This is a genomic window from Methanolapillus africanus (assembly GCF_032714475.1).
GTDB lineage: Archaea > Halobacteriota > Methanosarcinia > Methanosarcinales > Methanosarcinaceae > Methanolapillus > Methanolapillus africanus.
In genome coordinates this window covers 13,312-33,926 of record NZ_JAWDKD010000028.1, presented here as the reverse complement: position 1 = coordinate 33,926, position 20,615 = coordinate 13,312, and the positions used below count along the sequence as shown (strand labels likewise).

Here is a 20,615-nt window from a genome sequence, read left to right as displayed (position 1 = left end):
TGATAAAAGATATTTTAATCTTTACTTAAAAGAATGTGAATTTAGGTACAATTATAGGAATGAGAATTTATATCTGAAAATCCTGGAAATTATCAGAGAAAATCCTCTATTCTTATCATGACCCAAATAAAAAATGAAATTTGAAAAAATGAAAATTGAAAAAAAAGAAAGAAAAAAATAAAAATTATTCAAATCATTTCGGAGAATCCGAATTGGCTGAATACTTTTTATATTTCCGGTACAAAATATAGGCAATAATGATTAAAATGATCAAAAGAAGAAGCCAAAGAAGGCTTGATTTTTTAAGCCAGCTTTCGTTTTCATCTTCATCCAAACCGGCGCCATAACCGGTTGTTATTGTATTTGTGCCTCCGTTTATGTTATTGGAACCATTGTTTGTTGACGATATTGTCTTTTGATCTGAATCAATAATAGTGGCTTTTCCGGTTCCGCCGCTGCTGCCGGGCGTTCCACCGTTTTCACCGTCATCGTCGTCATCTCCACCATCATCGTCACCCCCATCACCGATTTCACTGCCACTATCTGTTTTATCCAAAACGTTCACTTTGCAAGAGCCGATCACATAATCCTTACCGTTGCAGGTAAAAATGCATTTGTATATTCCGGCGTCTGTTTTTTGAACATCGTCTTTTGAATATGTCCCGGTTGTTTCCGACAGCGAATTTCCGTCAAAACTCCAAGCAATGGAATCACCCGATTCCAAATCGATGCCCCACAGCGTCAACGTCTCTTCAACGGTGACATTCATTTCTTCAGGTAAGAGGGCGCCCTTTCTTTGGAATGAATCCGTTGGAAACTCATTTAAGTCGGCGTAAGTTGATTTTCCGGTTAAGACCAATAATCCATGATTTATATAATCAAAGGGCTGTGTGCCAAACGTCGGCTTCGTATCTCCAAAACCAATTACATTAAGATCGGAACAACTGACAAATGCGGCACTGCCGATTGTTGTTGCTTTTGGAAGATTAATAGATATCAAACTATTACAACCGCCAAATGCTTGATCTCCGAATGTTGTTGCTTCCGGAAGATTAATAGATATCAAATCGTGACAATGGAAAAATGCGCCATCTCCAAACGTTGTTGCTTTTGGAAGGGTAGCAGATATCAAATAATCACAACTGTTAAATGCGCTATCTCCGAATGTTATTGCGTTTGGAAGGTCAATAGATATCAAATCGAAACACCAAACAAATGCATAATCTCCGAATGTTGTTGCGTTTGGAAGGTCAACAGATGCTAATTTGGAACAAAATCTAAATGCATTATTTCCGAAAGTTGTTGCGTTTGGAAGACTAATAGATGTCAAATTGGAACAATTTTTAAATGCGTCATCTCCGAAAATTGTTGCGTTTGGAAGGGTAACAGATGTCAAATTGGAACAGTTTGAAAATACATAATCTCCAAACGCCGTTGCTTTTGAAAATCGAATTTCAACTAAATTCGTACAATTGTGAAGATTATCATTCCCAATGGAAATGATTTCGTCACCGGTTATGGAAAGGAGATTCGTATTACTATTGATTGAACTGTCCGGAACGCTTGTCGTCGCATCGTTGAGTACAAGATGATAGGAAGGAGACGAAATGTTCAGTGTATCCCAACCGGTCGGGGTTAAAGCACCGGCTCCGCTTAGTATTAACGTATCTCTGTCATTGTAAGTCGGCGCCGTTCCGGCGTTTAAATCTGAAACTTCGATTTGAACTTCTGTGGCCAATGCCGGTGAAATGGTCACCAAAAGGAGAAACAATGCGGTCAACGATACTAAAAAAAGCCGCCCTTTTCTACTATTTTGCGGAATGTTATTTTTTCTTTTTAAATTATTCTTTACCATAGAATTTCTTCCTTCAAATATGATATTTTATTGATAATATGAAATTATACTACTCTATTTATTTTTTTAATATATAAATACTAGTCGCTTTCAGCATAATTTAAGTATAACATAAAATGACGAAACCAATGAACGAAAAAGGGAAACGAGCGACAAAAGAGACGGAAAAAGATGGAAAAAAAGGATTTTTCATGATTCAAGAATCATGAAAATCAAAATTGTTATTATTAGTATATCTTAATTTGATCTGAAAATTAATTTTCGGCACCGGCAATAATCAATTGCTCGACAATTTCCGTGTATCCGGCTTCGGCCGCGTAATACATGGCGCTGTGTTGGGCATTGTCAACGGCGTTCACATTGGCGCCGCTTTCAATCAGCAAAGCCGTGAAATCATTTTGCCCGCGAAGCGCAGCGACAATGAGCGGCGTTTCGCTGTCCGTGTTTTTAGTATTGACGTCGGCTTTCGCGGTGATGAGTGCTTTTCCGATGAATTTGTTGCCGACGGAAGCGGCATAGTGAAGCGGCGCGTTGCCGTTTAACATTTTCATGTTCGCGTCGGCGCCGGCGGCCAGCAGCATTTCCATGATGTGGACGTTGGAATTCATGCAGGTCAAAATCAAAGGTGTTTCACCGTTGTCGTTTAAGGCGTTGACGTCGGACTTTTCCGATTTCAAAAGAACGGCGACGACTTCGCTTTGGCCGTTGTAACAGGCTTGGTGAAGCGGCGTGTTGCCGTAATTGTCTTTTTGTTCGGTTTCTTCGGACAGCATGACAATAATGTCGCGCAGGCCTTTTGAGGTGGCGTAATCCAAAGCGGTGTGGCCGTCGTTGTCTTTAATGGATTTGTCGGCGCCAAGCGACAGCATCATTTTGGCGACTTCCGTTTTTCCTTCGGCCGTGGCGTAAATCAAAGGCGACTTTCCGGTTTTGTCGGTCGCGTTGATGTCGGTGCCGTTGTCGCACAACATTTTGATAATATCTTTGTTGCCGCTTTTGGAAACGACGTGAATCGGCAGCATGCTTTGATTGTTGGCGATGGTCGTGTCGGCGCCCGCGTCGATTAAAATCTTGACAATGTCTTTGGATCCTTTGAGGCAGGCGTAATAAAGCGGCGTTCCGCCGGTTTCATCGCGTTTGTTGATGTTGATCGTTCCTTTTTTGACAAAAGCTTCAACGACGCCCTTCTGACCGTTTTTGCATGCTGTTAAAAATACGTTATCCATTGTTGTTTCTCCTTGAATTGTACTCAATATTTTTGTGTGAAATGAGAATAGATAAAAATGAATGAGAGGATTAAAAAATCATTATTTATTCCGCTTTGCCGCTTCAAGCGCTTTTTCCACATTCGTGTATCCTTTTCCCTGAACGGACGCGCTCAAAATGATGATCTTGTCCCAGAGTTCGCACCGGAAACAGGCGTCAATTAAAACGCGCATGATTTTTTCCTTGGCAGACTTCGAAAGCAGCCGCGGGTATTCTTGCGGCATCGGCGAAAGATATGCCGCCGATTCTTTTTCTTTTTGAGAAAGCGCGGCATAATTTTTGGACAAAATCCCGGAAGAAAACGCGGCGTCGTTGTCCGGCGTCTGCGTTTTTTTAATGGCCGCCAGCGCTTTTTCAAGCGTCAAGATTGCTTTTTGGTCGTCGCCGGCTTCCATTTCGCAAAGCGCCAAATTAAAAAACGCTGCCGGTTCTTCCGTTTTTTCGGAAATGTTGGCAAAAATCAGAAAGGCGTCTGCAAATTCTGAGTTGGAAAGCAATTGAAATCCGGTGTTGAACCGCCGTTTGTAATCAACGGAATCGGCGTCCGGTTTTGGTGCAAATGAATCGGTTGATTGATTGGGATTTCTGAACAAAGTCATCACCGTTTTAAAAATTTAAAACAAATATGAAATTCTTCAATATATAAATTGTGTAAAAGACGACTGTTTGTGTAATTATATAGATATCAAATAATCAGAAAATGGGGTTTTTGCGGGGGGCGCCGGCGCGCGTGTTATGGCGACACATTTTCTTTTTGAGTTTCAAAAATTTACCCTCGTTTTTTGAAAATTTCAAGCAAACCAACCCGCAAAATCAGACGCAAAAATTCCGTCGCTACGCTAGGAATTTTTCAAGGGCGGTGGGAGTCTGTTTCCGTAAGTTTGCTTCGCAAAAGGCTCCCTTCGGTCGCTGAAAGTTTGGTTTTGTTTGTTCCAACTTCCCGTGCAAACCATCCCGCAAAATCAGACGCTTTGCGTCTGTATTTTGCGGAATACGATCAGCAGATACATTCCAATTTGCAGCACAGATTGCACCTACAGTTGACTGTTTTTAGATTTCAGATTGCATCTGCCGTTTCCAAAAATACACACGTTTCTTGTTCCGGTTTTCAGCAATTGGTTCCAACAAGACAGCGTTTTCTTGTTACCGTTTTACATCATCTGTTTCCAAAAATACACACGTTTCTTGTTCCGGTTTTCAGCAATTGGTTCCAACAATACACATGTTTCTTGGCACCGTTTTGCACCATCTGTTTTCAAATTGCTCCTTCTTGTGTATGACGTCCGCTTAAACAGGCGCATTCGCGCCTGTTTAAGCGAGTTGTTTTCTTAGGATTGGAGGGAGAATAGAGAAATAGAGAAAAAAACAGAGAAAAAAACAGAAAAAAAATAGGAAAAAGATCTGAAAAAATAAAACTTCTCATTGTAAAATTTAAATTCTATCAATCCTTTTAGGTACAAATTTGATTTTCTATATATTATATCAAAGGGATTTTTATGGACAAATACGACAAAGTCATCGACCTCGCCAAACGGCGTGGTTTCTTATGGAACTCTTTTGAACTTTACGGCGGCGCCGCCGGTTTTTATGATTACGGACCGCTCGGTTGCACCGTCAAGAGAAAAATCGAAAGCATCTGGCGTGAATATTACGTTTTGAACGAAGGCTGCATGGAAATCGAAGTGCCGACCATCGGCGTTGAAGACATTTTCATCGCTTCCGGTCACGTCGGCGGTTTCTCCGACCCGCTTTGCGAATGTACCGGCTGCCAGCTTCCGTTTCGCGCCGACCACTTGATTGAAGCAATCGGCATCGAGGGCGTCGGCGCTCTGGACACCGATCAGCTTGACGCGCTCATCGAAAAGCACAACATTGTGTGCCCGGAATGCGGCTGCGGTCTCGGCAAATCTTATGAATTCAACTTGATGTTCCAAACCAAAATCGGTCCCGGAACCGGACGCCCCGGTTACATGCGGCCGGAAACCGCGCAGGGCATGTTCGTTGATTTCCAGCGCCTGTCCCGCTTTTACCGGGAAAAATTGCCGTTTGGCGCCGTCCAAATCGGAAAATCTTACCGCAACGAAATTTCGCCGCGCCAAGGCGTTCTCCGCCTGCGCGAATTCACGCAAGCCGAATGCGAATTTTTCGTCGACCCGGCCGAAAAGAAGCACGCCAATTTCCAAAAATACGCCAAGAAACAGCTCTTCTTATATCCGCAGTCCGAGCAGGAAAAAACGGACGGCACCGGCAAGATTGTTCCGCTGACCGCTGAAGAAGCCGTCGCAAAAGGCGTCATCGCCCACGAATTTTTGGCTTACTACGTCGCGCTCACCAGCGACTTCCTCATCCGCGCCGGCATTTCCCAGGACCGTCTTCGCTTCCGCCAGCATTTGAAAGACGAAATGGCGCACTATGCGATGGACTGCTGGGACGCTGAAGTGAAAACGGACCGCTTCGGCTGGGTGGAAGTCGTCGGCATCGCCGACCGTACCGATTACGATTTAAACGCCCACGCCAAACAAAGCAAAATCGAGCTGTCGGTTTATGTAGAATATCCCGAACCCGTTTTTGAAACACGGTTCGTCGTCAAACCCGACATGGGTAAAATGGGTCCGCTCTTTAAAGGAAAAGCAAAAATCATCGGCGACAAACTCAAATCCATGACCGAAAAAGAAATCCAAGCGGCAACGCAAGGAAACGACATCGTTCTGGCAATCGACGTCGAAACGTTCCAAGTGCCCAAAGAAATCGTCGCATTCGGCGAGGAAACCGTTAAAGTCAGCGGCAAAACCATCGTTCCGCACGTCATTGAACCGTCTTACGGCATTGACAGAATCACATATTGTGTCATGGAACACGCTTTTGATGAAGAAGACGTCGGCGCAGCCGCAGCCACGGACGGCGACGACGAAGACGCCGACGCCATGCGGACAGTCATGCGGTTTAAAAATGAAATCGCACCGTACCAAGTCGCCGTTCACCCGTTGATGGGAAAACCCATCCTGACGGCGCCGGCCAAGGACTTATTCAGCCAAATCGTTGACGCCGGCATCATGGCCGATTACGACGAATCCGGAACCATCGGCAAGCGTTACAGAAGAAACGATGAAATCGGCATTCCGTTTTCCGTGACGGTCGATTTTGAAATTCAGGAAAACGGCACCGTCACCATTCGCGACCGCGACTCTATGAAACAAATCCGTGTTCCGGCCAAAGGCCTGGTTCCGGTTTTGAAAGATTTGATCCGGCAGAAAAAAACGCTTGAAGAAAGCGGTCCAATCGTGGAATCCAAATAACGGATTCCGCATTTATTTTCCATTTTTCATTTCTTTTTTATTTTCATTTTTTGCGCGCCGGCGCCGCGCGCGTTATCGCAATCGTTTTCGCAGACGTCTGCCAAAACGGAAGCGCATTTTTTGTTCTATTTTTCTTGTTCTTTCTCCGGCAATCGTTTTTGTCTTTTTATTTTTCGATTCGGTTTTTACATTTCTTCTTGATATTGTTTTTTTCAAATAAAAGAATATGTTCAAAAATAAAATAATTCAAATTTTATTGTTTTACAAAAGAAAATCCATTTAATCGATTTTAAAACAGTTTGAAAATCAATATCAAATAACTCTTTAATCAAAATAGTAATATTTATATACGATTGAATTGTAGTATGTATTAACTTAAATTTAATTGTTTTAATTTAAGTCTTTACAATTAAATTGCCATACGTAAAACCTCTCAAACCGAATTAAAAACAAACCTCCGTATCGAAAAACCTTTTCTCTCCTAAAACCCCCGATTCAGTCTAAGCCCGTTTTCAAAACGGGCTTCTCCTTTTCTTTTAATTTCAAAATTAAAACGCCTACGTCTTTTGATTTTTTTGAAAATGTGTCGCCATAACGCGCGCGCAGCGGCTCGCCAAAAAAAACAAAAAAAGAAGAATAAAAAGGAAAAAGAAAAAAAGGATTTCAGCAGAAAGCAGCGTAATAGTCGCCGTGCTTCTCCACCGTGACCGGCACCTCAAAAAGCGCCGTTAAATTTTCGCCGGTCAAAATATCCTCTTTTTTGCCGTCGGCGAATATTTTGCCGTCTTTAATCAGAATGACGCGTGAGATTTCCGGAATTATGTCCGCCAAATCATGTGTGACCAAAATAATATTTTTGCCGGCCTTCGCGATTTTGCTGATCGTTTTTCGGAACTGATAGATGGATTTCATATCTAAGCTGTTGGTCGGCTCGTCCAAAATGAGCGCCTTGGGGTCATGCACCAAAGCCCGCGCAATCAACGTTTTTCGTGCTTCGCCGCTCGAAATTTTCGTCATTTTTTGTTCGGCCAAATGCCCGATGCCCAAAAAATTCAAAATTTCAAGAACGGTCACTTTCATTTCCAGCGTGACGTCAAAAATATCATAAATACCGACGCTCGAGAAATAGCCGGACAAAACCGTATCAAAAACCGTCGTGTCCCGAAGACATGTGTTTTGAAGATCCGTTGTGATGATGCCGAGCCGCTTTCGAAGATCAAAAACGTTCCAAACATCGTCGCCCATGATTTTCGTCGAAAGTCCGGGCGCATCCGCAATCGGATAATATTCGCGCGTCATGACTTTGATGAGCGACGATTTGCCGGAACCGTTCGGACCGATAATGGCGACGTGCTCGTCGGCGCCGATTTGAATGGCGATGCTGTCCAAAATCAGACGGCCGTCTTTGATGACGGAAACATTTTGAAAATCAATGACCGGCTCTTGACCGGCGTCCTTTGTTTCGGAACTTTCAAATTTCGGCATAGAACGATTCATTAAATTGAATGTATAAAAAAGAAACTCAAAGAATGAAGAAAGAAAAAACTTAGAAAAAGAAGAAAGTAAAAATTTCAAAATTGTATTCTTTTAATGCTTTCCAAAAACGTTTTTTTTTCTTTATATTTTTCCAATTCTTCTCTCTCTTTTTCTTTTTTTAAGCGTTCTTCGCGTGCTCTTGGAAACCAATCTTTTTCCAATTCGTCATAGGAATGGTAGATTTTTTCATTTTTGTTTTGAATGGTCATAAACTTCTCTCCTTATTTATTTTTAAAATATTTTGAAATAAAAGGAATGTTGAGCTCCTGATCAAAATACTGTTTTCTTTTAATCCACACAAATCCGTCGCCCTTCGAAATAACGGCAACGTCAATCGGACCACCAACGGTTTCCAATTCAGTTGAGATTTTTCTTTTGAAAGACGTTAAACTAATTAACATTTCAGCAACAATCGCAAGCTCCGGTTTTGGTAAAATTTTAATGGCTTCCATAATCGGCTTGCTATGATTTATTTCTAAATATTTTATGAATTCTTCCAAAACGAAAACCGCCAAATCTTCATCAATATTTTTAATGATTTCCTCTATCTTATATAATAATATTGGACTGATTCCTCTCATAAACAAATCGACCATTTCTCTTTGAGCAAAAGGAATGACAAAGGCATTGTTATTGTCAACTTCATATTTTTCCAGACAATAAATCAATCGACCTGATGTTATTTTATCTATTTCCATCAAGTAAGTTGACGGAAAAATATCCCTTTCCCCAAATCCGGAAATAACAATTCCGGAAGAATTATTCCACAATTTTTTAAAATACAATTCATTTAATTCGTTCAGTAAATGTTGGTTGCTTTCATATGTTTCTTCGTAGATTTTTTCCATCATGGTTTCAATTTCGATTTTGTTTGTCATCAAAAAATCAGTTTCAGATTGTATTTGTTTCATTGATTTCATTTCTTCAATCATTTTTTGAAACGTGAAAAACGCAATTTCTGAAACATTTATCGCCTCTCTTTCTTTTGTTTTTTTGTTTGCTTTTTCATTTTCCATTTTTAAAATATTTTGGATTTTGTTTCGAATGGACATGTGAAAATAAGTCAAATCGTCAAAAGTCATTTCATTTTGCAAATTTACTGAAAACAATCCACTGTTTTCTAAAAAATGAATAAAATTGTCAATGCATTCCTTTAAAGTTTCAAATTTAATTTTTTCGATTCGTTCTCGATATAATTTAATCAAAGTTTCCCAAGGCACTCCCATAAATTCGGCGCTTCCGTATGTCATTATTCCGATTTCGTGCTCATAAGATATCGGAAAAAGTTTATTAGCAGTCTGATATGTTTTTTCATCGTTTCCATTTGTAATTGTAACAACACTATCTGCTGCCATTGCGAGGGCGTTTTTATTCATAATAATGATTTCTGCGGTCATATTTCAAGCTAAAAGTTTTAGTTTAAAAAAAGTATCGAAAATTTCAAAATCGAAATGTTTTTAAATCGTTTCGACCGGAAATCAAAAAGAAAGTAAGATGCAAATAAAAATCAATCAATAATCCAAATAAAATTAAAAAAATAAAAGAGGGGAGACTCAAATCTTTGGAGATTTGAGCCTTTAAATGTTTCATTTGGGGGTTTCAACATTTTGGGGGTTAACGTTTTTGAACGTTTTTTGCTTTTGTTTTGATATCTTATTTTATGGACAGTGCCGTTGGGCACCTGTCAACTTAGAGGCTGTAGTTTTCCGGTTTGAAAACAGCAACTTCTTTGGTGTATTTGTCCATGCATTGTTCGACGAATTTGCTGCTTTCGGCCGGGAGAGCGGCAAGGTCGGCTTTGATTTTGGCCAAGGCGTTGGTCTCGAACTTGGTGAGAACGAGTTTTTTGCCGGCGACGCCTTCCTCGACGATTTTGCAGCACATTTCTGCGGCCGCTTTGGATCTGAGGTACGGGTCGTTGCCGTTCTTGGCAATGGCCTCTCCGACTCTGTAAGCGTTGTCGTAAGCCAGCACGTACGGCTGCGGGTCTCTGTATTTGTCGGAAAGCATCAAGAGGTCGCGGAGAACTTTTTCGTTTCCGGTCTTCAAGGCGGTGTTCATGAGGGCGCAGTCGTAAGCGAGGGTTTCGACCCAAACTTGAACGGTCGTGCCGCCGAATTCGCCGTGGTATTCAACGGATTCGTTGGACCACATGTCGCAGCATTGCATCGCCAAGTTGCCCATAACGTCGGAGTGGGCGCAGGTGGAGGATTTTCCTTCCTGGGTAATCGGCACGCCGGCAATGGATTTGATGATGATGTTTTCGTAACCGCAGTCTTTTCCGGGTCCTTTGGCGCCGGCTTCGTAAGCGGCGAGGGATCTGGCGGCAGAGATGCAGCGGGCGACGATCGCGGTGGTGTGGGCCAAGTTTTTGTCCAAAAGGCCGCCGGCGATAAACATCGCGGTGTTGGCTTGGGAACAGTCGGTGTCACCGGCCGGAACAACTTTGTGTTTGTTGGCGATGTCGACAATCTTTTGCCAGAGGTAGTCCATGTCGTTGGTTCCGAGAACACCGATACTGAAAAGCATACCGGCGGTGTCGTCACGGATGATGGAATAGTCGAAAACTTCTTTTCCGCCCATGGATTCGATGGACAGGAGGTCGGCGCCTTGCGCGGCGCATTGGTCGAAAGATTCGGTCACGACGTTGACTTTGGAGCGGAGCGCGAGGAATTCGCGGTCTTCACGCAGGTCGGCAACCGTGTGGCGAAGGGCGCACTTGATACCGTATTCTTCATGGTATTCTTCCATGATGGTTTTTTGGACGTGGGCCACTTCGGCGCCCCAGGACGGGGTGTTGGTGAGCTGCTGCACGTGTTCTGTTTCCAAAACAACGGCCGGCGCTCCGATTTGAACGACTCTGCCCATGGCGTCTTTGGTGATTCTTTCGTATTCTTTCACGAGCGCTTCTTTGGAAACGCTGGCTTGCGGGCGGGGCGCATAGTTTAATTCCGGAATGGTGTATCCGGCGCCGATTTCAAGACCGAGTCCGGCTTTGACGGGGTATTTACATTTTCCGAAAACCATTTCGTCCGCGTTTGCGTATGCCATTTTTGTGTATCTGTTAATTGCCATATTTTTGCCTCCTCAGTGGTAGTGGAATTCGTCTCTCATTTTTGCGATGTCGGCGCCGTTTTTGAGCGCATAGTTCGCAAATTTCGGGGCTTCCGCTGCTTCTTCGCCATAAATTCCGAGGCTGAAGCTTTCAACGAATTCTTGGTTCACAGCGCCGCCGCCGCAGGCGAACGGAATCTTGAATCCTTTCTCAACGAGTTTGTCGTTGACTTCTTTGAAGGCGTACATGGTGGTGGTCATGAGCGCGGTTCCTGTGACGAGCACCGGTTTGTGCGCAGCGACCGCTTCGATCACTTCGTTGACCGGAACATCGCGGCCGAGGTCGACGACATTGAATCCGTCGGCACGGAGAAGTGCGGCGACGATGTTTTTGCCGATGTCGTGGACGTCGCCTTCTGCAACGTGGCAGACGACGGTTCCTTTGGCTTTCGGGACGTCTTTGGTTTTGGTTTTACAGTAGTCTATGCCTTCGAGCATGGCGTCGGCCGACATCATGACGTTCGGAAGGAAGATCAAGCCCTGGTCGTACAGGTTAGAAACGACGGCCATTCCCGGGAGGAGGGCGTCGTCAATGAGTTTGATCGGGTCTTTTCCGGCGTCGAGGCAAGCGTCAAGCGCTTCGATGACGTCTTCTTCTTCGCCTTCATAGATGGCTTTCGCGACGGCTTTGTAGAGGGCGTCTTTGGAATAGAGCTGCTCTGCGGCCTCGTCCGGCGTCATGGTTTTTTCCATGGCGACGTTGTATCTGACGAGGACTTCCGTCATGTCCTTTGTATCTTTAAAGTCTAACATTTTCTCATCCTGTTTTTCGAGCTTTGTCAAATGAAGTTTAGACCATAAATCACAACCTAAAATTAATTTGGCTCGAGAAACGAATCTAAAATATCTTTATCCTTTTTAATGTTTTTGCAAAAATACAATGACTTTGTATCTTTACCCCCTGCCGCCGAAATGATATTGATTAATCATTATTGTATAAGTGGTTTTTTTAGGAGGTCAAAAATAAAAATATATATCAACTATCTTTTCATAATCTCACTGATTGAAAAAAAGAAACAGACGGCAAAACAAATCTATCTGCCGATCAAAAATGTTTATATTATCTTAGAAAATAATGTTTTTAAAAAAATTTTACAGATCATTTTATTCATTAAAATGCTTATGGTATGGTATAATATATGGTATGATCTGGTATGATCTGGTATGATTTGGAATGATCCGGTATTTTCAATCATCATCTTTTAAAATTCGATTCCTTTTGTAAAAATAATATGAATCAAAATATTTATATTTTATATTTTACATTATATAATAAAATTCATAGATATTTTCTATTTTTTTTGGAAATCTGTTCAAAATTTGAAAATCCGATTGAAACGAATTAAAATTTAATTTATGATGCCGTTTATTTATCATATACCGATTGAACGATATTATTTCAAAAACGGTCAAACAATCCAAAACAGCCGGCAATCTAAAAACGGTCAACAAAAGAGGTTTTAAAATGAATTTTTTGAGTAAATATCGAACGGTTCTCATTTTGCTTTCCATTTTCATTGGCCTTCTCCTCGGCCTGTCGCCTTTCATCGGCAGCCACACGGCTGTTTTGATTGAACCGTTTTTGATGATTATGTTGTTCGGCGTTTTCCTTCAAGTGGACCTCGGCAGCCTCGGCAAAGCGTTCAAAAACGTTAAATTCGCGTCGACCGCGCTGGTCATGAATTTCATTTGGACGCCCCTGTTCGCCTGGTTTTTGGCGGACCTGTTTTTGACCGGATCTCCGGACCTTCAAGTCGGTTTTTTGATGCTTCTCGTGACGCCGTGCACGGATTGGTACATTATTTTTACCGGCAATGCGAAAGGAAACGTTCCCCTCGGCGCCGCACAACTGCCACTCAATCTGATTTTACAAATTGTTTTGCTCCCGGTCTATCTTTATATTTTTGCCGGCAGCGTCGTTGAAATCGATATGTTTCTTCTCCTCAAGAGCATCGTGATCGTTTTGTTGGTTCCGTTCGTTGCCGCTGCCCTTTTCCGGAAAATTTATCTCGGACAGCTCGGCGAAGAAAAGTTTGAAAACAATATTCTCCGGCACAACGACAACATGCAATTTTTGTTTTTGAATTTGGCCATCATCGCGATGTTTGCGTCCCAAGGCGAAGTTCTCCTGAAAAATCCCGGCGTTCTCATTCAAATGCTGATTCCGCTTTTGGTTTTCTTTATTCTTAACTTTATTTTGGGGCAACTCGTCGGCCGTTTGCTTCAGTTTTCCTACGAAGACACGGCGGCGCTCAATCTGACGACGCTGGCCCGAAATTCGCCGTTATCGCTCGCCATTGCCGTTTCGGCGTTTCCGGACAACCCGCTCATTGCGTTGGCTTTGGTCATCGGACCATTGATCGAGCTTCCGGTTTTGGTGATTGTGGCGCAGGTTTTGCTCCGGCTGCGGCCGGGTTACAAAACTTTTTCGTGGAAAAAGAAAAAGCCGGCGGACAATTAATTTTTTGGCGGGCGGCGGTGCGCGCGTTACAGCGACACTTTTCCCCCAAATTCATGAAAAACCACCCTTCATTTTTCTTTTTTCATGCAAACCATCCCGAAAAATCAAACGCTTTGCGTTTGATTTTCTCGGAATCCGATGAGAGTGATTGGATATAGTAACTGCAGATGCAAATCGGATTAGGAAACAACTGTATTGTTGGAACTTATTGTTGAAAACCGGTACAAGAAACATGTGTATTTTTGGAAACGGTGATGCAATCTGAAATCTAAAAATAGTGAACTGACAGGTGCAATCTGTAACAATAAAACAGTCACCTGCAGATGCAATCCTAAATTTAAAAATAGTGAACTGAAAATGCAAACCATAAAATTAGAAATAATAAATTAAATTCTTTTCAGGCATAATTATTAAATAAAGTTTAATAATCTATTGAAATCATTTTATTTTGTTGTTCATTTTGATTTTATGGAGAGTAAAATATGATTCGTGCCGTTGCTTTGATATTATTTATTTTTCTGTTACTTTCTCCGGCTTACGCTCTTGTTTCAGATGATCCAGCACAAGATTCTCAAATTATTTCAATCAGAGGTCACTTTGGGGAAAAATATACCTGCCTTATTGAAACGCATGAAACAAACATCGGCAGCATTGTCATGATGTCTGAACCCGATATTTCCTCTCCAAACATCACACACAAAAACGTTGTTCAAACCGATTATACGCTTCTTGAAAATGAAATGATCAAATCGTTCCGGTCTGAAAAAAGAATTCTCGGATACCACATTGAAAATCTTCAACAACTTGAGTATGCTCCGTCAAATCAAACCTCAAGAGACAGTTCTACCAATTTTGGCGGAGAATTGACGATGAATATTTTTGAAAAATCTGATGTTCTCATCCAAACCGACAGCAAATTCCAAAATCTGATGTCACAGCTTCTTTTCGGGTCTGAAATTTTACAGCCGAGAAATTTATCAAGCAACTTTACAGCGTCTATTGACAACGGTTCTTACGGTACGTATCAAGTCTATGTCCGGCATTCGGTTTGGACGTACGACCTTTACCGCGGAGATACAAAAGTCGGTAGCGGCGTTATTCGCGAGCCGGTCGGTTTTTCAACCGTTCTTTTCGAATGGACGGAAGAATCAATTGTCAATCAATATGCAGATTATGAAAATGCAGATTATGAAAACGGGCGCGATTTGTCAGAATTAGATTTGGATTTTGATATTAACGCCATTGACTGGGCTAATATTTCAGAGGAAGAGGCTGCTCAAATATCAGAAGCGATCAGATTGGCCGCTGAAAGAGAAATGGAAAAAGATATTGAAAGATCAATTGCCGGCTCTTAACGGCAAAAATCTTTCAATATTGTTCACTTTTTTGTTTATTTTTCTTCCCGATACTTCTTCTCCGGATTGATAAATCTGACAAAATCCGGAATGTTGCACTTATTGTCCTCGAATTGCGCCGTCGCGACGCCCACAAACGTCAACTTCGTTTCAATGGGATTGTCCGTCCCAATCCGAATTTCTTTTTTCGTGAAACTGACGTCGATTTGTTCGTCTTTCAAACCGGTTTTCTTCATGTATTCCGTCACCGATTTTTTGCCGGCGTCGCAGGCAAAGTCAAACGATTCGGTATAATTGTCAAAAATTTGACGCTTCCCGTCATGGAAAACGATGTATTCGACCCGGTCTTTTCCGGCGGCGTCTTTTTTCGTCACGGATTTGCATGTGCTTCTGCATTTTTTGTGACAGCGGCCGTCGCAACGGCCATCATAATCGTTTACATTCTCATTTTCGATCTTATTTTCGCTGTCAGCTCCATTTTCGTCTTCATCACCATCATCAAAAACAATCGTTCCGGCTTTAATTTTGTTTTCCTTAATCGTAATTTCAAGCCGTCGAACGCCTTTTCCGACTAAGGCGCCGACAGCGTTGCCGACGTCTGAAAACATCGGCGCGGAAATGTCGCCGCCGATGACGGTTTGAATTTCCGACACATACGCTTTGGACGGACCGCCGATTAAAATGATCGGCATTGCAATCGAAAACTTGGTGTGGAATTCTCCGGAAAGAACCTTCTCCACATCTTTTTCCTCAATTCCGGGAACCAAATATTCGACCAAACTTTTCGCCATGTTCTTGGCGACGCGGTTTTTCGTATATTCGGACAATTCGATTGGGTTCTTTTTCGTCAGCCTTTCGATTTTTTCAGCGCCGACGACGGAAGCTTCCTGATCCCATTCCGTGTAATCGCCCAAAACGTGCAAGGCATCCGTCGGCGTGAAACCAATCGGCTGAATCAAACGTTTTTTAACAAGCGATTCAAGCGCGAACGACATCGGCATTTTGTTGTCGAGCCGCAGGAAAAGGTCGTTCCACGACGCCGGGAAATCGTCAATGACGGCGTAATGCGTTTTTTCAAGCGACGTCAGTTCGATCGGCGCGGAACCGGTCCGAACATAAAAGACGGACGGCAGAATGAATTCGGAAATATATTTCCGGGGCGGCAGTTTGATCTCTTTCAGCTTGTCCAAAAATCCGGGATACAAAATAGCGGCGCGGCACAGAGGCATCACGCGCAGCGGCCCCAAATGAATTTTTTGATTCGGATCGTCGGTCGCAAAAACATGGCTGTCGCCGCCGGTGGCCATCGTTTCCATTCGGATGGCTTTCACACGCGTCGACCAGCCGCCGACGACGGCGCCCGAGTCGTCCATTTCCGGGAGTCCGTCTTGAATCAATGCGACGTCTGTACTGGTTCCGCCGATATCAATGACGGCGCACGTGTTCAGTCCGGACAAGTGGGCGGCGCCCATCAAACTGGCGGCCGGTCCGGAAAAGATTGTTTCGATCGGTTTTTCCAAGGCTTCGTCGATGCCGACGACCGAACCGTCGCATTTGAGCATCAAAAGCGTGGCATTCATGCCGATTTCATTCATTTCTTCCACAATGGATTGCGTAAATTTGTAGGTGATCGGAATCAGCTGCGCGTTCAAAAAAGCGGTGACGGCGCGCTCATAAGCGCCTAAATCCTGAGACAGCTCGTGGCCGCAAACCACCGGCAGTCCGGTGAGTTCAAAAATTTCCCGTTTCACGGCCAGTTCGTGATCGGCGTTTCGGGTGCTGAAAAGAGAAGAAACCGCAAAAGCCGCCACTTTACTTTTGACGGAAAGCGCGAATTCGCGCACCGGTCCGATATCCAGCGGACAGATTTCTTCGCCGTTGCTGTCGTGACCGCCGGAAACGGTACAGTACAACGTTGCCGGAAGGACGTCCGGAATGTGAAATTCGCCGACCATGATCAAGCCGACCGGAAACCCTTTGTTTTCCAGAATCGTGTTGGTGGAAAGCGTCGTCGACAGCGACACAATGGAAACGTCTTTGAGTTTTCCGGCGTCCAAAAGCGCAATTGCGTTTTTAATGCCGCCGATCGGATCCGGATACGTCGTCAGCGCTTTTCCGGATTCAACAACGCAGCCGTTATCGTCCTGAATCAAAACGGCGTCCGTATACGTTCCGCCGGCGTCAATTCCCAAACTGAAAGTCATGTCACACACCATGGTTTTGTTATATGATCATCGGAAAGTAAAAAATCAAAGACTCAACAAAATAAACACTGAATGATAATGGGTTGCAATGGTATAAAAAGAATATTGAATCGATGAAAAGACGCCCGGCTTTTTGAAAAAGCCGTCGAAACATGTCGCCATAACGCGCGCGGCGCCGCCCGCCGAAAAAAACAAAAAAGAAAGACGAAAATGAAAAACAAAAATGAAATTAACTGAGTTTGGATAAAATATCGTCCGCCAGCCGAATGGCTTCGTTTGTTTTTTCGGTAATCGACGCGTCAATTTCAGACGGAATATCGTAGTCGCTGGTATTTCGCCACATTCTGAGCTTGAATAAATAATATCCAATTTCCTTATAAGCTGGATTCTTTGACAACAAAAAGAAATCAGCGATTTGACGATGTTCTGAGCTTTTTTTGCGGCTGACAAAATTCATTTTTTGAATCGCAAAGTCTTTTGCCTGCAAATAAGCGCTGTAATAAGCACGGCTGATTGCCGACCGGCGGGCAGAATTTGCTTTCGGACAATTTGAACTTGCCAAATCATTGAGCTATTTGGAAATTTCCAAAAAATGTTCCGGACAAAAATCGGTCATGGCCACGCCTCATATTGAGTGATCAGGAAAATGTATTGATCCTCCAATCCGAATTTTTCCCGGGCGGTTTCACTGATTTCAAAAAATTCTTTGTTAACGGAATAGTCGTAATTCTGCATCGGAACTTGAATTTCCAAATGATCGAATTCTTCGTTAATTGAAATTTTTATTTTATCATCAACAGCCGGTCCATAATTGTTTTTAACGGCCGCGGCCATAAACAAAAGAGCGTCAAATATTTCTGGTTTTTCGCAAAACCGGTTTTTAATTTCTTCGGCGTCTCTCAAAACACAGTTTTCCGTTTCCAATTTATTCAATATGAAATCAATGTTCGTCATCATTTTTTATCTCCTTCGCTGTTCTTTAAACATCACTATTTTGAATTCAAAACAAAAAAAGATGCGACTGTATATATGACTATCGATTTTAACAAAATCGACACATTTTTAAAGGGATGAAAAATGAAAAAGAACCATCCATTTTTTAAAAATATTGAATTAAAATGGCTGCCATAACGCGCGCGGCGCCGCCCGCAGAAACAAAAACAGAAAAAATAAAAGAAAATTGAAGTCGGTTGGGCGACTCAATTTTGTTTTCGATTTACGTCGGTATATTGTATCCCTGTTCGTTCAAGACATCGGCCATGGCTTTGTAAAGCGCGGAAAGTCCGAGAAGCAAAGCGCAAATGCCCGGCACTGCGCCGAGGGGGAACGCCATGTGGTCGAACGCGGTCACGAAGAAGGTCAAGACCAAAAGCGCAAAAATAACGACCATGGATTTTGATTTCATTTTCAGTGTTCCCAGCAGCAAACAGAGACCGAAAAGTCCCCAAAGCGCCAGATAAAGACCGACGGATTCCAGACCGGCCGTCATGAAAAACGGGTGGATTTGAATCCAGGCGAAACTGAGCCAGAAGACGCCGAAACCGGTGAAAGCCACCATGCCGAATGTGTTGCCCTTTTTCCATTCCATCATACCGGCCAGCAGCTGCGCGAGACCGCCGACAAAAATAGCCATCGCCACCACAGTTAAACTGCTGGGAAAAATACCGGCGTTATGAAAGCCAAGCGTTAACGTCGCTAAAGCAAATCCCGTGAGTCCGAGGGGTCCCGGGTTTGCGGTCGTATCTTGTGTTTTTACAATTTGAATGTCACTCATAGATTTTCTCCTGTATGGTTTTTTGGATTATTTCCAAGAACCAGGGGAAGAATCAATAATAAAATCGCTCAAAAACCTTGTTTGTTTTACGTTTGTTGTGTTGATTTTCGTTTTTTGATGAACGCTTGTTGGTTCGTTTTTGGTTGCCGCAGAACGAATCGTTTTTAAAACGGTTTTTAAAGCCGTTTTAGTTCGTTGCATTGTTTTTTCGTTTTGGAATCTTTCGACAAGTTTTTAGACCCTGTTTTTCTTTCGATTCGTTTTTAATTTGTTTTTACTGATTCATCAGAATAATTCATGATAAATCAGGTGATAATATTTCGGTCCGCTTAAAAAGTTTTTCAGTCGAATCGGTTTTATTTTTCATGTCGCAAGATCATGTTTTTTAAAAAAACATGATTTGAAGGGTTCAAAAACCAACTCGACTATTCACGAAAAAAATAAAACATGAAAACCGAAATTTTCGACGATTAACAACGGTTCATAAAATTTTCAAAAAAATATAATTTGAACAGAATCATTATTTTGCCGTGCGAACCGTTGATGAAAAACAGAATGGGGAAGGACATTTGATTAAATCTGTTTGCTTTTAAAAATCGCCGGCCGGGTTTGAAACGCCTCATCTGAAAAGCGCTGCCGTAACGCGCGCGCCTGCGCCGCCGGCAAAAATAAAAAAGAAAATGGGGAAAAAGGAAAAGAAAAAAGGGGAAAGAAAAAGGGGGAAAAAAGAAGGAAAAGAAAAAAACAGAAAAATAAAAAGAAGTGCCGGCTTCGGCCAAAGGATGAGAAAATTTTTGGTTGATGACCGAAGTCCGCATCCTACCTCTTTTTATTTTTCGTTTCTTTGGCATTTCCCATTAAAGCGGTAGCTTGTATCCGCATTCGTTCAGGATCGTTCCCAAGGACGCATACAGGGATGCGAGTCCCAAGAGCAACGTGATGATTCCCGGAAGAATGCTCAAGTTAACGCCAAAGAAGGAGATGGCCGTTAAGAAGAACGTCAAGTCCAACAAGACAAAGACGACGATGAGTATTTTTGAACCCAATTTTAAAGTTCCAAGCGTCAATCCGGTTGCGAAAATTCCCCAGAACAACAAGAACCACGCCATGGACGACGCGCCGGCGATTAAGGCCCCGAACGGCGCGATTAAAATGTACGCGAACGAGAACCAAAAGAGGCCGAACGCCGTAAAGGCGGTTCCTGCAAAGTTGTTTCCTTTCCACCAAAGCTGAATGCCGGCAAACACCTGGGCAAAACCGCCGATGAAAATGGACATGGAAATGACAACCAAAGCGTCGCCGAACAGGCCAATGCCTTGAAGACCGAGCATCACCGCGGCCAGCGCCAGGCCGGCGAATCCTAAAACGGCAGAATTGGCGGTCGTATCAAACAGGCGAAAACCTTTCTCTTTAATTTCTAAAATGTCAATGTTTAATGTATTTTCATCACTCATAATATCTAAACTCCACAACATTTTATTTTAACCAATAAACTCGTTTTTGGCGTTTTTCACTATAATTTAACGAAACACACACAATAAATACACTGCAAATATCGGGCTTTCGATTTCATTTTTGACATTTTTTCAAATAAAATGATCAAAAATTAAAAACAAAAGCAAATTCCGGAGCCGGTTTGAAAAGGACGGTTTTCGATCGAAAAATCATTGATTTTTGACGATTCCTGACCGTTCTTTTCAAGATCCGGATTGGCCGGTTGTTTAATCTGTGAGGTTTTTTTCATCAAATGAATT

General features: G+C 42.7%; 16 protein-coding genes. 3 read left to right on the top strand and 13 right to left on the bottom strand.

What is annotated here, in order from left to right; all coding sequences use genetic code 11:
- Positions 1–193: 193 nt before the first annotated feature.
- The 3 genes from MsAg5_RS09115 to MsAg5_RS09105 form a co-directional block, all read right to left on the bottom strand.
- The gene (locus MsAg5_RS09115; protein ID WP_338100322.1) at positions 194–1,780 is read right to left on the bottom strand and encodes a leucine-rich repeat domain-containing protein; all 1,587 of its coding nucleotides are present in this window, start codon (positions 1,778–1,780) and stop codon (positions 194–196) included.
- A 329-nt stretch (positions 1,781–2,109) separates the two neighbouring features.
- Positions 2,110–3,081 carry an ankyrin repeat domain-containing protein gene (locus MsAg5_RS09110; RefSeq protein ID WP_338100321.1) on the bottom strand — a complete coding sequence of 324 codons (972 nt, stop codon included), beginning with the start codon at positions 3,079–3,081 and terminating at the stop codon, positions 2,110–2,112.
- Positions 3,082–3,162: 81 nt separating this feature from the next.
- Positions 3,163–3,714, bottom strand: a complete 552-nt coding sequence (locus MsAg5_RS09105; RefSeq protein ID WP_338100320.1) for a hypothetical protein — start codon at positions 3,712–3,714, stop codon at positions 3,163–3,165.
- 903 nt (positions 3,715–4,617) lie between these two features.
- Here MsAg5_RS09105 and glyS point away from each other — a divergent pair.
- The gene (glyS, locus tag MsAg5_RS09100; RefSeq protein ID WP_338100319.1) at positions 4,618–6,417 is read left to right on the top strand and encodes a glycine--tRNA ligase; all 1,800 of its coding nucleotides are present in this window, start codon (positions 4,618–4,620) and stop codon (positions 6,415–6,417) included.
- 663 nt (positions 6,418–7,080) lie between these two features.
- On the opposite strand, the gene MsAg5_RS09095 is transcribed toward glyS, so the two are convergent.
- The 5 genes from MsAg5_RS09095 to mtaC all read right to left on the bottom strand — a co-directional run bounded on the left by MsAg5_RS09095 (position 7,081) and on the right by mtaC (position 11,820).
- The gene (locus MsAg5_RS09095; protein WP_338100318.1) at positions 7,081–7,902 is read right to left on the bottom strand and encodes an ABC transporter ATP-binding protein; all 822 of its coding nucleotides are present in this window, start codon (positions 7,900–7,902) and stop codon (positions 7,081–7,083) included.
- A gap of 86 nt (positions 7,903–7,988) precedes the next feature.
- Entirely contained in the window at positions 7,989–8,162 is a 174-nt protein-coding gene (locus MsAg5_RS09090) for a hypothetical protein (RefSeq protein WP_338100317.1), read from the bottom strand.
- 12 nt (positions 8,163–8,174) lie between these two features.
- Positions 8,175–9,350, bottom strand: coding sequence for a hypothetical protein (locus MsAg5_RS09085; protein WP_338100316.1), 1,176 nt, complete (start codon positions 9,348–9,350; stop codon positions 8,175–8,177).
- A gap of 292 nt (positions 9,351–9,642) precedes the next feature.
- Complete coding sequence (gene mtaB / locus MsAg5_RS09080; protein WP_338100315.1) at positions 9,643–11,028, bottom strand: methanol--corrinoid protein co-methyltransferase MtaB; 1,386 nt, start codon at positions 11,026–11,028, stop codon at positions 9,643–9,645.
- Positions 11,029–11,040: 12 nt separating this feature from the next.
- Complete coding sequence (mtaC, locus tag MsAg5_RS09075; RefSeq protein ID WP_338100324.1) at positions 11,041–11,820, bottom strand: methanol--corrinoid protein MtaC; 780 nt, start codon at positions 11,818–11,820, stop codon at positions 11,041–11,043.
- 712 nt (positions 11,821–12,532) lie between these two features.
- On the opposite strand from mtaC, the gene MsAg5_RS09070 reads away from it, so the two are divergent.
- Complete coding sequence (locus MsAg5_RS09070; RefSeq protein ID WP_338100314.1) at positions 12,533–13,528, top strand: arsenic resistance protein; 996 nt, start codon at positions 12,533–12,535, stop codon at positions 13,526–13,528.
- Positions 13,529–14,010: 482 nt separating this feature from the next.
- Positions 14,011–14,883, top strand: a complete 873-nt coding sequence (locus tag MsAg5_RS09065; protein WP_338100313.1) for a hypothetical protein — start codon at positions 14,011–14,013, stop codon at positions 14,881–14,883.
- A 35-nt stretch (positions 14,884–14,918) separates the two neighbouring features.
- On the opposite strand, the gene MsAg5_RS09060 is transcribed toward MsAg5_RS09065, so the two are convergent.
- From MsAg5_RS09060 to MsAg5_RS09040, 5 genes are all read right to left on the bottom strand, one after another.
- The gene (locus MsAg5_RS09060) at positions 14,919–17,087 is read right to left on the bottom strand and encodes a hydantoinase/oxoprolinase N-terminal domain-containing protein (RefSeq protein WP_338100312.1); all 2,169 of its coding nucleotides are present in this window, start codon (positions 17,085–17,087) and stop codon (positions 14,919–14,921) included.
- Positions 17,088–17,316: 229 nt separating this feature from the next.
- On the bottom strand, positions 17,317–17,649 hold the full coding sequence (locus MsAg5_RS09055; RefSeq protein ID WP_338100311.1) for a hypothetical protein: 333 nt from the start codon (positions 17,647–17,649) through the stop codon (positions 17,317–17,319).
- A gap of 50 nt (positions 17,650–17,699) precedes the next feature.
- Positions 17,700–18,044: a hypothetical protein gene (locus MsAg5_RS09050; protein ID WP_338100310.1), complete on the bottom strand. Its 345-nt coding sequence runs from the start codon at positions 18,042–18,044 to the stop codon at positions 17,700–17,702.
- Positions 18,045–18,303: 259 nt separating this feature from the next.
- Positions 18,304–18,861 carry an acetate uptake transporter gene (locus tag MsAg5_RS09045; RefSeq protein WP_338100309.1) on the bottom strand — a complete coding sequence of 186 codons (558 nt, stop codon included), beginning with the start codon at positions 18,859–18,861 and terminating at the stop codon, positions 18,304–18,306.
- A gap of 857 nt (positions 18,862–19,718) precedes the next feature.
- On the bottom strand, positions 19,719–20,315 hold the full coding sequence (locus MsAg5_RS09040; protein WP_338100308.1) for an acetate uptake transporter: 597 nt from the start codon (positions 20,313–20,315) through the stop codon (positions 19,719–19,721).
- Positions 20,316–20,615: the final 300 nt, after the last annotated feature.

Excerpts from the sequence above, each read along its gene's own strand:
- MsAg5_RS09110 (WP_338100321.1), bottom strand. The coding sequence starts at position 3,081 with ATGGATAACGTATTTTTAACAGCATGCAAAAACGGTCAGAAGGGCGTC.
- glyS (WP_338100319.1), top strand. The coding sequence starts at position 4,618 with ATGGACAAATACGACAAAGTCATCGACCTCGCCAAACGGCGTGGTTTC.
- MsAg5_RS09095 (WP_338100318.1), bottom strand. The coding sequence starts at position 7,902 with ATGCCGAAATTTGAAAGTTCCGAAACAAAGGACGCCGGTCAAGAGCCG.
- MsAg5_RS09090 (WP_338100317.1), bottom strand. The coding sequence starts at position 8,162 with ATGACCATTCAAAACAAAAATGAAAAAATCTACCATTCCTATGACGAA.
- MsAg5_RS09085 (WP_338100316.1), bottom strand. The coding sequence starts at position 9,350 with ATGACCGCAGAAATCATTATTATGAATAAAAACGCCCTCGCAATGGCA.
- mtaB (WP_338100315.1), bottom strand. The coding sequence starts at position 11,028 with ATGGCAATTAACAGATACACAAAAATGGCATACGCAAACGCGGACGAA.
- mtaC (WP_338100324.1), bottom strand. The coding sequence starts at position 11,820 with ATGTTAGACTTTAAAGATACAAAGGACATGACGGAAGTCCTCGTCAGA.
- MsAg5_RS09070 (WP_338100314.1), top strand. The coding sequence starts at position 12,533 with ATGAATTTTTTGAGTAAATATCGAACGGTTCTCATTTTGCTTTCCATT.
- MsAg5_RS09065 (WP_338100313.1), top strand. The coding sequence starts at position 14,011 with ATGATTCGTGCCGTTGCTTTGATATTATTTATTTTTCTGTTACTTTCT.
- MsAg5_RS09060 (WP_338100312.1), bottom strand. The coding sequence starts at position 17,087 with ATGACTTTCAGTTTGGGAATTGACGCCGGCGGAACGTATACGGACGCC.
- MsAg5_RS09050 (WP_338100310.1), bottom strand. The coding sequence starts at position 18,044 with ATGATGACGAACATTGATTTCATATTGAATAAATTGGAAACGGAAAAC.
- MsAg5_RS09045 (WP_338100309.1), bottom strand. The coding sequence starts at position 18,861 with ATGAGTGACATTCAAATTGTAAAAACACAAGATACGACCGCAAACCCG.
- MsAg5_RS09040 (WP_338100308.1), bottom strand. The coding sequence starts at position 20,315 with ATGAGTGATGAAAATACATTAAACATTGACATTTTAGAAATTAAAGAG.